The 13,008-nt window shown below is 58.6% G+C and carries 8 protein-coding genes, 2 tRNA genes and 3 rRNA genes; 6 read left to right on the top strand and 7 right to left on the bottom strand.

The window, feature by feature from the left end; all coding sequences use genetic code 11:
• Positions 1-411 precede the first annotated feature (411 nt).
• The 6 genes from rrf to tyrS all read right to left on the bottom strand — a co-directional run bounded on the left by rrf (position 412) and on the right by tyrS (position 7,362).
• Positions 412-527 (bottom strand): 5S ribosomal RNA (gene rrf / locus APT59_RS02545).
• A gap of 159 nt (positions 528-686) precedes the next feature.
• Positions 687-3,579 (bottom strand): 23S ribosomal RNA (locus APT59_RS02540).
• Positions 3,580-3,856: 277 nt separating this feature from the next.
• A tRNA-Ala gene (locus APT59_RS02535) sits at positions 3,857-3,932 on the bottom strand.
• Positions 3,933-3,980: 48 nt separating this feature from the next.
• Positions 3,981-4,057, bottom strand: a tRNA-Ile gene (locus tag APT59_RS02530).
• Between the two features lie 64 nt (positions 4,058-4,121).
• Positions 4,122-5,658 (bottom strand): 16S ribosomal RNA (locus tag APT59_RS02525).
• The 16S, 23S and 5S rRNA genes sit together here with 2 tRNA genes alongside, the layout of an rRNA operon.
• 504 nt (positions 5,659-6,162) lie before the next feature.
• Positions 6,163-7,362 carry a tyrosine--tRNA ligase gene (gene tyrS, locus APT59_RS02520; protein WP_059313404.1) on the bottom strand — a complete coding sequence of 400 codons (1,200 nt, stop codon included), beginning with the start codon at positions 7,360-7,362 and terminating at the stop codon, positions 6,163-6,165.
• 168 nt (positions 7,363-7,530) lie between these two features.
• On the opposite strand from tyrS, the gene APT59_RS02515 reads away from it, so the two are divergent.
• A complete protein-coding gene (locus APT59_RS02515; protein ID WP_059313403.1) occupies positions 7,531-8,967 on the top strand; it encodes an OapA family protein in 1,437 nt (478 codons plus the stop codon).
• 1 nt (position 8,968) lies between these two features.
• The gene (locus APT59_RS02510) at positions 8,969-10,054 is read left to right on the top strand and encodes an anhydro-N-acetylmuramic acid kinase (protein ID WP_059313402.1); all 1,086 of its coding nucleotides are present in this window, start codon (positions 8,969-8,971) and stop codon (positions 10,052-10,054) included.
• Between the two features lie 17 nt (positions 10,055-10,071).
• On the opposite strand, the gene erpA is transcribed toward APT59_RS02510, so the two are convergent.
• The gene (gene erpA / locus APT59_RS02505) at positions 10,072-10,422 is read right to left on the bottom strand and encodes an iron-sulfur cluster insertion protein ErpA (protein WP_007162616.1); all 351 of its coding nucleotides are present in this window, start codon (positions 10,420-10,422) and stop codon (positions 10,072-10,074) included.
• A gap of 174 nt (positions 10,423-10,596) precedes the next feature.
• On the opposite strand from erpA, the gene hemJ reads away from it, so the two are divergent.
• The 4 genes from hemJ (at position 10,597) to coq7 (ending at position 12,971) form a co-directional block, all read left to right on the top strand.
• On the top strand, positions 10,597-11,022 hold the full coding sequence (gene hemJ / locus APT59_RS02500) for a protoporphyrinogen oxidase HemJ (protein ID WP_059313401.1): 426 nt from the start codon (positions 10,597-10,599) through the stop codon (positions 11,020-11,022).
• A 49-nt stretch (positions 11,023-11,071) separates the two neighbouring features.
• A complete protein-coding gene (locus APT59_RS02495) occupies positions 11,072-11,860 on the top strand; it encodes an SDR family NAD(P)-dependent oxidoreductase (protein WP_059313400.1) in 789 nt (262 codons plus the stop codon).
• 81 nt (positions 11,861-11,941) lie between these two features.
• Entirely contained in the window at positions 11,942-12,283 is a 342-nt protein-coding gene (locus tag APT59_RS02490) for a histidine triad nucleotide-binding protein (protein ID WP_059313399.1), read from the top strand.
• A 40-nt stretch (positions 12,284-12,323) separates the two neighbouring features.
• Positions 12,324-12,971, top strand: coding sequence for a 2-polyprenyl-3-methyl-6-methoxy-1,4-benzoquinone monooxygenase (coq7, locus tag APT59_RS02485; protein ID WP_059313398.1), 648 nt, complete (start codon positions 12,324-12,326; stop codon positions 12,969-12,971).
• Positions 12,972-13,008: the final 37 nt, after the last annotated feature.

Raw genomic sequence — 13,008 nt, 5'->3', positions numbered from 1 at the left:
AGCCCAACATCGAGGTCTCACCTCGCCACTCTGCCTAGGCTTGCCTTCCAAAGCTCAGTGCGCCAGCGTTCGCCTATTGGGCTTCGCTGCGCTCAGCGCCAACCTACGCCAGTCCTGCGCGCTTCAAACCCGACAGCCCGGCGTAGCCGGGCTGTCTGTGCTCTTGCAGGCCCCAAGCAGCACCTTGGCTGTCAGGTAGCCCTCAAGCGCCCAGCCGCACCGCTCCTGGTCCCCTCTCCCCCGGGAGAGGGATAGGGTGAGGGCAACCTCAACCGCATGGCTTACCGGCTTTCCAGCTTCCGCCTGCAGGCCCTTCCGCCCAAGCCCCTTGGCACTCCCGCCAAAACTTTTCCCGCCCCAAAGACAACACCCCCGCCAGAATGAACTGAGCGGGGGTGCTGGGTGTTAGGCGCTTGACGATGACCTACTCTCACATGGGGAAACCCCACACTACCATCGGCGATGCATCGTTTCACTTCTGAGTTCGGGAAGGGATCAGGTGGTTCCAATGCTCTATGTTCGTCAAGCAATTCGGTTGGCTGGCCAGGCGATAAGACTGCCTGGCTGGCCCAATTGGGTCTGTGATTGAAGTAGACAATTCGTCTTGGGTCTTGCGAACCCACGCGCCTGTTTTCGGCGTCGTCTTCCTCACGCTCTGACCTGCGGTCAGATTGTTTGGGTGTTATATGGTCAAGCCTCACGGGCAATTAGTATCGGTTAGCTCAACGCCTCACAGCGCTTACACACCCGACCTATCAACGTCGTAGTCTTCGACGGCCCTTTAGGAAGCTCAAGGCTCCAGTGAGATCTCATCTTGAGGCAAGTTTCCCGCTTAGATGCTTTCAGCGGTTATCTCTTCCGAACATAGCTACCCGGCGATGCCACTGGCGTGACAACCGGAACACCAGAGGTTCGTCCACTCCGGTCCTCTCGTACTAGGAGCAGCCCCTCTCAAATCTCAAACGTCCACGGCAGATAGGGACCGAACTGTCTCACGACGTTCTAAACCCAGCTCGCGTACCACTTTAAATGGCGAACAGCCATACCCTTGGGACCGGCTTCAGCCCCAGGATGTGATGAGCCGACATCGAGGTGCCAAACACCGCCGTCGATATGAACTCTTGGGCGGTATCAGCCTGTTATCCCCGGAGTACCTTTTATCCGTTGAGCGATGGCCCTTCCATACAGAACCACCGGATCACTAAGACCTACTTTCGTACCTGCTCGACGTGTCTGTCTCGCAGTCAAGCGCGCTTTTGCCTTTATACTCTACGACCGATTTCCGACCGGTCTGAGCGCACCTTCGTACTCCTCCGTTACTCTTTAGGAGGAGACCGCCCCAGTCAAACTGCCCACCATACACTGTCCTCGATCCGGATAACGGACCAGAGTTAGAACCTCAAGGTTGCCAGGGTGGTATTTCAAGGATGGCTCCACGCAGACTGGCGTCCACGCTTCAAAGCCTCCCACCTATCCTACACAAGCAAGCTCAAAGTCCAGTGCAAAGCTACAGTAAAGGTTCACGGGGTCTTTCCGTCTAGCCGCGGATACACTGCATCTTCACAGCGATTTCAATTTCACTGAGTCTCGGGTGGAGACAGCGCCGCCATCGTTACGCCATTCGTGCAGGTCGGAACTTACCCGACAAGGAATTTCGCTACCTTAGGACCGTTATAGTTACGGCCGCCGTTTACCGGGGCTTCGATCAAGAGCTTCGCTTGCGCTAACCCCATCAATTAACCTTCCGGCACCGGGCAGGCGTCACACCCTATACGTCCACTTTCGTGTTTGCAGAGTGCTGTGTTTTTAATAAACAGTCGCAGCGGCCTGGTATCTTCGACCGGCATGAGCTTACGGGGTAAACCCTTCACCCTCACCGGCGCACCTTCTCCCGAAGTTACGGTGCTATTTTGCCTAGTTCCTTCACCCGAGTTCTCTCAAGCGCCTTGGTATTCTCTACCCGACCACCTGTGTCGGTTTGGGGTACGGTTCCTAGTTACCTGAAGCTTAGAGGCTTTTCCTGGAAGCATGGCATCAACCACTTCTCCTTCTAAAAGAAGGATCGTCATCAGTTCTCGGCCTTAACTGTCCGGATTTACCTAAACAGTCAGCCTACCACCTTAAACTTGGACAACCATCGCCAAGCTGGCCTAGCCTTCTCCGTCCCCCCATCGCAGTAACTAGAAGTACGGGAATATTAACCCGTTTCCCATCGACTACGCCTTTCAGCCTCGCCTTAGGGACCGACTCACCCTGCGTCGATTAACGTTGCGCAGGAACCCTTGGTCTTTCGGCGTGCGAGTTTTTCACTCGCATTGTCGTTACTCATGTCAGCATTCGCACTTCTGATACCTCCAGCAAGCTTCTCAACTCACCTTCACAGGCTTACAGAACGCTCCTCTACCGCATCACCAGAGGTGATACCCGTAGCTTCGGTGCCTGGTTTGAGCCCCGTTACATCTTCCGCGCAGGCCGACTCGACTAGTGAGCTATTACGCTTTCTTTAAAGGGTGGCTGCTTCTAAGCCAACCTCCTAGCTGTCTAAGCCTTCCCACATCGTTTACCACTTAACCAGGACTTTGGGACCTTAGCTGACGGTCTGGGTTGTTTCCCTTTTCACGACGGACGTTAGCACCCGCCGTGTGTCTCCCATGCTCGGCACTTCTGGGTATTCGGAGTTTGCATCGGTTTGGTAAGTCGGGATGACCCCCTAGCCGAAACAGTGCTCTACCCCCCAGAGTGATACATGAGGCGCTACCTAAATAGCTTTCGAGGAGAACCAGCTATCTCCGAGCTTGATTAGCCTTTCACTCCGATCCACAAGTCATCCCCTGCCTTTTCAACGGAAGTGGGTTCGGTCCTCCAGTCAGTGTTACCTAACCTTCAACCTGCTCATGGATAGATCGCCCGGTTTCGGGTCTATTCCCAGCGACTAGACGCCCTATTAAGACTCGCTTTCGCTACGCCTCCCCTATTCGGTTAAGCTCGCCACTGAAAATAAGTCGCTGACCCATTATACAAAAGGTACGCAGTCACCCAACAAAGTGGGCTCCCACTGCTTGTACGCATACGGTTTCAGGTTCTATTTCACTCCCCTCTCCGGGGTTCTTTTCGCCTTTCCCTCACGGTACTGGTTCACTATCGGTCAGTCAGGAGTATTTAGCCTTGGAGGATGGTCCCCCCATATTCAGACAGGGTTTCTCGTGCCCCGTCCTACTCGATTTCATTGATAAGAGCGTTTCGCGTACAGGGCTATCACCCACTATGGCCGCACTTTCCAGAGCGTTCCGCTACTCTCAAATCAACTTAAGGGCTGATCCCCGTTCGCTCGCCACTACTAAGGGAATCTCGGTTGATTTCTTTTCCTCAGGGTACTTAGATGTTTCAGTTCCCCTGGTTCGCCTCTTAACCCTATGGATTCAGGTTAAGATACCTAGCTTATGCTAGGTGGGTTTCCCCATTCAGAGATCTCCGGGTCGCAGGTCATTTGCCACCTCACCGAAGCTTATCGCAGGCTATCACGTCTTTCATCGCCTCTGACTGCCAAGGCATCCACCGTATGCGCTTCTTCACTTGACCATATAACCCCAAGCAATCTCGCTGGCGTCCAAGGACGCTACCGATCTGCAAAGCGTTAGATGAGTGAAGACGACATTTCGCCGAAAACTTGCGCTTGAGTTCGCAAGATTTTACCTTGACGACACTAACTGCCAGTGAAAACAGTTAATGCAGTCTACTTCTATCACTTTCCCAATTTTTTAAAGAACAGTTCTGATCAAAGACCAGACATCAGAGTTTGGGCTACACCGGATGGTGTATCAAACGCTCATGTCTGAGCTTTACGACGATTTGGTAGTGGTGGAGCCAAGGAGGATCGAACTCCTGACCTCCTGCGTGCAAGGCAGGCGCTCTCCCAGCTGAGCTATGGCCCCGTAGCGGATCAAGCAACCTGTTCCGACCGCGGCGCACACCACAACAATTGGTGGGTCTGGGCAGATTCGAACTGCCGACCTCACCCTTATCAGGGGTGCGCTCTAACCAACTGAGCTACAGACCCAATCGTCTAACCAGTGAATCAAGCAATTCGTGTGGGTGCTTGCCAGCAAGCTGACATCTTCGATTAAGGAGGTGATCCAGCCGCAGGTTCCCCTACGGCTACCTTGTTACGACTTCACCCCAGTCATGAATCACTCCGTGGTAACCGTCCTCCCGAAGGTTAGACTAGCTACTTCTGGAGCAACCCACTCCCATGGTGTGACGGGCGGTGTGTACAAGGCCCGGGAACGTATTCACCGTGACGTTCTGATTCACGATTACTAGCGATTCCGACTTCACGCAGTCGAGTTGCAGACTGCGATCCGGACTACGATCGGTTTTATGGGATTAGCTCCACCTCGCGGCTTGGCAACCCTTTGTACCGACCATTGTAGCACGTGTGTAGCCCTGGCCGTAAGGGCCATGATGACTTGACGTCATCCCCACCTTCCTCCGGTTTGTCACCGGCAGTCTCCTTAGAGTGCCCACCATAACGTGCTGGTAACTAAGGACAAGGGTTGCGCTCGTTACGGGACTTAACCCAACATCTCACGACACGAGCTGACGACAGCCATGCAGCACCTGTGTCTGAGTTCCCGAAGGCACCAATCCATCTCTGGAAAGTTCTCAGCATGTCAAGGCCAGGTAAGGTTCTTCGCGTTGCTTCGAATTAAACCACATGCTCCACCGCTTGTGCGGGCCCCCGTCAATTCATTTGAGTTTTAACCTTGCGGCCGTACTCCCCAGGCGGTCAACTTAATGCGTTAGCTGCGCCACTAAGATCTCAAGGATCCCAACGGCTAGTTGACATCGTTTACGGCGTGGACTACCAGGGTATCTAATCCTGTTTGCTCCCCACGCTTTCGCACCTCAGTGTCAGTGTTAGTCCAGGTAGTCGCCTTCGCCACTGGTGTTCCTTCCAATATCTACGCATTTCACCGCTACACTGGAAATTCCACTACCCTCTACCACACTCTAGCCAGACAGTTTTGGATGCAGTTCCCAGGTTGAGCCCGGGGATTTCACATCCAACTTATCAAGCCACCTACGCGCGCTTTACGCCCAGTAATTCCGATTAACGCTTGCACCCTTCGTATTACCGCGGCTGCTGGCACGAAGTTAGCCGGTGCTTATTCTGTTGGTAACGTCAAAACTCACAGGTATTCGCTATGAGCCCTTCCTCCCAACTTAAAGTGCTTTACGACCCGAGGGCCTTCTTCACACACGCGGCATGGCTGGATCAGGCTTTCGCCCATTGTCCAATATTCCCCACTGCTGCCTCCCGTAGGAGTCTGGACCGTGTCTCAGTTCCAGTGTGACTGATCATCCTCTCAGACCAGTTACGGATCGTCGCCTTGGTAGGCCGTTACCCTACCAACTAGCTAATCCGACCTAGGCTCATCTAATAGCGTGAGGTCCGAAGATCCCCCACTTTCTCCCGTAGGACGTATGCGGTATTAGCGTTCCTTTCGAAACGTTGTCCCCCACTACTAGGCAGATTCCTAGGCATTACTCACCCGTCCGCCGCTGAATCAGAGAGCAAGCTCTCTTCATCCGCTCGACTTGCATGTGTTAGGCCTGCCGCCAGCGTTCAATCTGAGCCATGATCAAACTCTTCAGTTAAGTAGACTGATCGGGTTTTGAGAAAACCCTAAACTTGGCTCAGCAATCGCAAAAAACTCATGAATTCACGAGTTACTTGTGTTGCTGATAATCTTGCGACATCAGACTTATCTCACAAGCACCCACACGAATTGCTTGATTCAACTTGTTAAAGAGCAGTGGCTGCGACCGTGTCGCTAACCGAGGCGCGCATTCTACGCTGTCCTCACATCCTGTCAAGCGTTGATTTGAACTTTTTCGTTTCAACTCAACCACTTGCGCTTGCCTGACCGGTCTAACCAATCTCGGCAGCGGGAGGCGAATCCTACAGCATCCTGAGACGCTGTCAACCCCTCCGCTTCATTTCGTCATCACCCGAAGGCGAGAACCAAATGGCGAACAATCCGTGGACCCCTCGCCCGACTCAGACCTAAGTGCTTGATTTTCAAGCCGCTTCAGCATCTGCGCCGGAAGTGGGGCGCATTATAGGCGAGTTTCAGAGGGCGTCAACAGGTTATTTCAATTTTATTGCTGACGGACGCTGATGCGGGCAAAAGCCTTCTTGCCGGCCTGACATATATAGGTACGGCCGATCTCGAACTGGAAGCCACGATCGACCACCTCGCCATCCACCTTGACGCTGCCGGCTGCCAGCAGGTCCCGGGCGGCCGCCGCGTTCTTCACCAGGCCAGCCTTGTTGAGGACGGCAGCGACTGGCAACGGCGCATCGGTTTCCAGCTCGACCTCAGGCAGGTCCTCCGGCAGCTCGCCTTCCTTCATGCGATTGCCCGCAGAGCGATGGGCAGTCTGCGCCGCTTCTTCACCATGGAAGCGGGCGACTATCTCTTCGGCCAGCTTGATCTTGATGTCGCGGGGATTGGCCCCCTGCTCCACGTCGCTGCGGAATTGGGCAATCTCTTCCAGGCTGCGGAAGCTGAGCAGCTCGAAGTAACGCCACATCAGGGTGTCGGGAATGGACACCAGCTTGTTGTACATGACTCCGGGGGCTTCCTGGATGCCGACGTAGTTGCCCAGGGACTTGGACATCTTCTTGACACCATCCAGGCCTTCGAGCAATGGCATGGTCAGGATGCACTGGGCTTCCTGGCCGTAGGCACGCTGCAGCTCACGCCCCATGAGCAGATTGAATTTCTGGTCGGTACCGCCCAGTTCGACATCGGCGCGCAGGGCGACCGAGTCATAGCCCTGGACCAGGGGATAGAGGAACTCGTGGATGGCGATGGGCTGGTTGCTGGCGTAGCGCTTGCTGAAGTCATCGCGCTCGAGCATGCGTGCCACGGTGTACTGAGAAGAGAGGCGAATGAAGTCGGCTGGCGACAGCTGGTCCATCCAGGTGGCATTGAAGGCCACTTCGGTACGGGCCGGGTCGAGGATCTTGAATACCTGGGTCTTATAGGTCTCGGCATTCTCCAGCACCTGCTCGCGGGTCAGCGGCGGGCGGGTAGCGCTCTTGCCACTGGGGTCGCCGATCATGCCGGTGAAGTCGCCGATCAGGAAGATGACCTGGTGGCCAAGCTCCTGGAACTGACGCAGCTTGTTGATAAGGACAGTGTGGCCGAGGTGCAAATCCGGGGCGGTCGGATCGAAGCCTGCCTTGATGCGCAACGGGGTGCCGCGCTCCAGTTTTGTTACAAGCTCTGACTCGACGAGCAGCTCATCTGCTCCACGCTTGATGACCGCCAGCTGCTCCTGGACCGTTTTCATAGGGGCTTTGCCTCTGAATTTCGAAAGCGTGAACCTTATCAAGATGCCCCTGGTAGCCGCCAGCCGGCACGTCGGATCAACCGCCCCAAAGGGTTGTGACAGCTAGCTTTTGATTATATTTTAGGCAGTTATTCACTTCTTTTAACGTCACATCATCACTGTAGCTAAATGACGAAGCCAATCCCCAAAAGTCCGTTCTACCCCAAAAGCCACCTCGTGGCCGCCAGCGGGGTGGCCGCACTCTTGAGTCTGGCCTTGCTCGTGTTTCCCTCTCAGCAGGTCGAGGCGAAACGTACTTTCATCAATTTGGATGTGGAACACGACGCCAGGCGCGCCGTGCAGGATCAGGATGATCTAAAGGAGCAAGTGCTCTCCGATACTCAAGGTGCGGACACCCAGGCCACCTCCCCCTTTGCCCAGATCTCCCCGGATCAACCGGCCGAGCAGAACGCCGAGGAAGTTCCTGCCGAAGAAGAAGTCGTCGCCACCGAAAGCGTCGAGCCGCAATGGACGACCGAGACGGTGCGCAAGGGCGATACGCTCTCGACACTGTTCGAGCGGGCCGGCCTTGCCGCCGCCGTCGTGCACGAGGTCATTGCCAGCAGCAAGGAAGCCAAGAAGCTGACCCGCCTGCGGGTAGGCCAGAAAATCGAATTCCAGCGTGAATCCTCCGGCGAATTGCTGGCGGTACGCACCAAACTCACCGCGCTGCAGACCCTGTCGCTGGTCAAGTCGGACCAAGGCTACGAGGTCGAGCACAAGACCATTACGCCGGACATCCGCAAGGCCTATGCCCAGGGTCGGATCAGCAGTTCGCTGTTCGCCTCGGCGCAGAAGGCCGGGCTGTCGCACGACATGACCATGGCGCTGGCCAACATCTTCGGCTACGACATCGACTTCGCGCTGGACATCCAGGAAGGCGACGAATTCGAGGTGGTGTACGAGGACAAGGTGGTCAACGGCAAGCACGTCGGCTACGGCAATATCCTGGCCGCTCGCTTCGTGAACAAGGGCAAGGCCTTTACCGCGGTGCGCTATACCGCGAAGAACGGCACCACCAACTACTACACGGCGGAAGGCGGCAGCATGCGCAAGGCCTTCATCCGTACCCCGGTGGAGTTCTCGCGGATCAGCTCGCGCTTCACCATGGGCCGTTTCCATCCGGTGCTGAACAAGATGCGGGCGCACAAGGGCGTCGACTATGCCGCGCCGACCGGGACGCCGATCCATGCCACCGGTGATGGCAAGATCGTCAAATCCGGTCGCGAGAATGGCTACGGCAACGTGGTGATGATCCAACATGGCAAGACCTACACCACCGTCTACGGCCACATGAGCCGGATCGCCAAGGGCATGCGGGCCGGTACGGCCGTGAAGCAGGGCCAGGTGATCGGCTTCGTGGGCATGACCGGGCTGGCAACCGGGCCGCACCTGCACTACGAATTCCGCATCAACGGCAACCACGTCGATCCGCTTGGGGTGAAGTTGCCCATGGCTGACCCCATCGCCAAGAACGAGATCTCGCGCTTCCTGGCTCAGAGCCAGCCGCTCATGGCCCGTATGGACCAAGAGCGGGCTTCGCTCCTCGCGATGAACAAGCGCTAGGATGGCGCGCTACCTGGGGGTGATGTCTGGCACCAGTCTGGATGGACTGGATATCGCCCTGATCGAGCAGGAGGAACGGACCCGCTTCGTCGCCGCCCTGGGCATGCCCATGCCCGACGCCTTGCGTGGCGAGCTGCTGGCCCTGTGCGCGCCTGGGGACAACGAGATCGAGCGCATCGCCCAGGCCGAGCAGGCCTGGGTGAGGCTGGCCGCCCAAGGCATCGCCGAATTGCTCGAGCAACAGGGGCTGACACCGGACGACATCCGCGCCGTGGGTAGCCATGGCCAGACCATTCGCCACCTGCCGGTGCAGGGTTATACCCTGCAGATCGGCGATGCTGCCTTATTGGCCGAGCTGAGTGGCATCGACGTGGTGGCCGATTTCCGCCGTCGTGATCTCGCCGCGGGTGGCCAGGGCGCTCCCCTGGTGCCAGCCTTCCATGCCGACCTGTTCGGCCTGGATCGTCCACGCGCGGTGCTCAATATCGGCGGTTTCAGCAATGTGACCCTGCTGGCGCCGGGGCTGCCAGTGCGCGGCTTCGATTGCGGACCGGGCAATGTGCTGCTGGATGCCTGGATCCATCACAGCCAGGGGCTGCACTTCGACGCGAACGGTGCCTGGGCAGCGCAGGGACAGGTCATCCCAACGCTCCTGCAGCGGCTGCTGAGCGACCCCTTCTTCGTGAAGAGCGGACCGAAGAGTACCGGCCGCGAGCATTTCAATCTGCGCTGGTTGCAGCAGCACCTTGGACAGCACGCCGCCCTGGATCCCGCTGACGTCCAGGCCACCCTGGCTGAGCTGAGCGCCAGAAGCATCGCCGAGAGCATCCGGGCTGCCCAGACGGTGGACGAGGTGCTGGTCTGTGGCGGCGGTGCGCACAATGTCGACCTGATGAAGCGCCTGGCCCGGCAGTTGGCGCCCGCGAAGGTACAGAGTACCGCGGCCTATGAGGTATCGCCGGACTGGATGGAAGCCATGGCTTTCGCCTGGTTGGCCCAGCGCTTCTGCGAACGGCTACCCGGCAATTGCCCCGAGGTCACCGGAGCCAGCGGGCTCCGGGTCCTGGGCGCACTCTACCCGCGCTAGACCGGGCACGGTTCAGGTCAGATGGAGAAGGACTGACCGCAGCCGCAGGTGGTGGCGGCGTTGGGGTTCTTGATGACGAAGCGCGAGCCTTCCAGGCCTTCCTGATAATCCACCTCGGCGCCGGCCAGGTACTGGAAGCTCATGGGGTCCACCACCAGATGCACGCCATCGCGCTCGATGACGGTGTCGTCATCCGCGGAATCTTCATCGAAGGTGAAGCCGTACTGGAAGCCCGAGCAGCCGCCACCCGTGACGAAGACGCGTAGCTTCAGGCGGGGATTGCCCTCTTCCTCGATCAGGTTCTTCACCTTGCTGGCCGCGCCCAGGGTGAACTGCAGGGGGGTCGGGGTGAAGGTTTCAATGGTCATTGCCGTAGTCTCCCGGCTTGCGCCGAACACAATTCAGTCTCGAAATTATCCGCTTGCCCGAGCAAAACGGTCAACTATTGCGCGACCGTGGGCTGTCAGCCGAGACGACCGGAGTGAATGACTTGCCGGCAGCGCCACTCTAATATCGCGCCGCCTGATAAGGAGAACGCCCCGATGCTCTATCTTTGGTTCAAAGCCTTTCACCTGATTGCCCTGGTCTGCTGGTTCGCCGGCCTGTTCTATCTGCCGCGGCTGTTCGTCTACCACGCCCAGAGCAGCGACGCCGTGAGTCATGAGCGCTTCTGCCTGATGGAGCGCAAGCTGTACCGCGGCATCATGCTGCCGGCGATGATCCTCACGCTGGTGTTCGGCATCGGCCTGCTGGTGATCAATCCGAGCTGGCTGACCCAGGGCTGGATGCACACCAAGCTAGCACTGGTGGTGGTGCTGATCGGCTATCACCATGTCTGTGGCGCCATGCGCAAGAAATTCGAGCGCGGCGAGAACAAGCGCAGCCATGTGTTCTATCGCTGGTTCAACGAGGTACCGGTGCTGGTGCTCATCGCCATCGTCATCCTGGTGGTGGTCAAACCCTACTAGGTCCGTGGCGGACCCCGCCGACGACCGGCACTATCCTGGAGAAAGCAGTATGCAGCGTTATGCCCTGGTAACCGGCGCCTCGTGCGGGATCGGCCTGGCCCTGGCCGAGGCCCTGGCGCGGCGGGGTCAGCCCCTGATCCTGCTCGCCCGGCGCAAGGACAAGCTGGAGAGCATCGCCGCCGAACTGGCCCAGCGCTTCGACGTGGAGGTGCTCTACCGAGTCTGCGACCTGTCCGAGCCCCTGCACCTGACCGGGCTGCTGCACGAGCTGGAGCAGAGCGAGCGCGCCATCGGCCTGCTGGTCAACTGCGCCGGGATCGGCAGCGGCGGGGACTTTCTTGAAGCAGACTGGCCGCGGGTGCAGGAACAGCTGGAGCTGAACATCCTGGCGCTGACCCGCCTCTGTCACGCCCTGGGCCAGCACATGGCGATCCAGGGTGGCGGTCAGATCCTCAATGTGGCCTCCACCGCGGCTTTCCAGCCCATTCCCTACATGAGCAGCTATGCGGCGACCAAGGCCTATGTGCTGCATTTCTCCGAGGGTCTGCGCGAAGAGCTCAAGGGACGCGGGGTGTCGGTGTCGGTGCTCTGCCCAGGTCCGACCAAGACCGCCTTCTTCAAGAACGCCGGCCTGCATACCGGGCGCATGGAGCAGGGCAAGCTGCTGATGTCCGCCGAGGAGGTGGCCCTGGCCGCCGTCCGCGGGCTGGAGCGGCGCCAGGCGGTGATCGTGCCGGGCTGGCGCAATCGCCTGGGCAGCCTGTTGCCGCGCATCTTCCCTCGTGCCCTCGTTCGCGTGATCGCGGCGCGGGTCGGCAAACTCTTTCAGCCGGCGTAAGGGTGAACTCACGGGTGGCACCTGACCCCAGGGCATAGCCGCTGTTACACTTCAGGTCTATTCAGCCAGCAGGAGATCGACGTGGATTGTCTGTTCTGCAAGATCGTCGCCGGGGACATTCCGGCCAAGGTGCTCTACGAGGACGATCAGGTCATGGCCTTCCATGACATCGCCCCACAGGCACCCGTGCATTTTCTGGTCATACCCAAGAAGCACATCGCGACCCTGCACGACCTCAGCGAGGCCAACGACAAGCAGCTTGCCGGGCACATCCTCTTCACCGCCCAGCGCCTGGCGCAGGAGCAGGGGTGCGAGGAAGGCTTCCGTGTGGCGATGAATTGCAACGCCTTGGGTGGCCAGACGGTCTATCACATCCATATGCATGTGCTGGGCAAGCGGCAGATGACCTGGCCGCCGGGCTGAGTATCGCCCTGCCCTTCCCTCGCCCGCCAAGGAGATCACCATGCGCTCCAAGCGCCTCTACTCCCCGCTCGATCGGCTGCTGATCCAGGCCGATACCGCCCTGCGTACCCTGACACCCTTCAGCGGCGCTCCCACGCGCAGCTCGCCGGCCATTCCGCTCAAGGATGCCGAGCTCAGCGACGAGGAGCGGCGCCACGCAGCCGGCCTTATGCGCATCAACCACACGGGCGAGGTCTGTGCCCAGGCGCTGTACCAGGGCCAGGCGCTGACCGCCAAGCTGCCGGAAGTCCGGGAGGAAATGGAGCGTTCGGCGGACGAAGAGATCGACCACCTGGCCTGGTGCGAGCAGCGCATCCGCGCCCTGGGTGAGCGCCCCAGCCTGCTCAATCCGCTATTCTATGGCCTGTCCTTCGGGATCGGTGCAGGTGCCGGATTGATCAGCGATCGCCTGAGCCTGGGCTTCGTCGCCGCTACCGAGGACCAGGTCTGCCGCCATCTGGATGAGCACCTGGAAAAGCTGCCGGCAGCCGACGCCAAGTCGCGGGCGGTGCTGGAGCAGATGCGCATCGACGAGGAACAGCATGCCGAGCACGCCCTGGCGGCCGGTGGCTGGCGCTTTCCCACGCCGGTCAAATACGGCATGAGCCTGATGTCCAAGGTCATGACCAAGACCACCTACCGCATCTGACCTGCGGATCGCGCCCATGAAAAAGCCCTGCCAGGGC

Source organism: Pseudomonas oryzihabitans (assembly GCF_001518815.1).
Classification (GTDB): Bacteria; Pseudomonadota; Gammaproteobacteria; order Pseudomonadales; family Pseudomonadaceae; genus Chryseomonas; species Chryseomonas oryzihabitans_E.
This window is presented reverse-complemented; position numbering and strand designations above follow the sequence as displayed.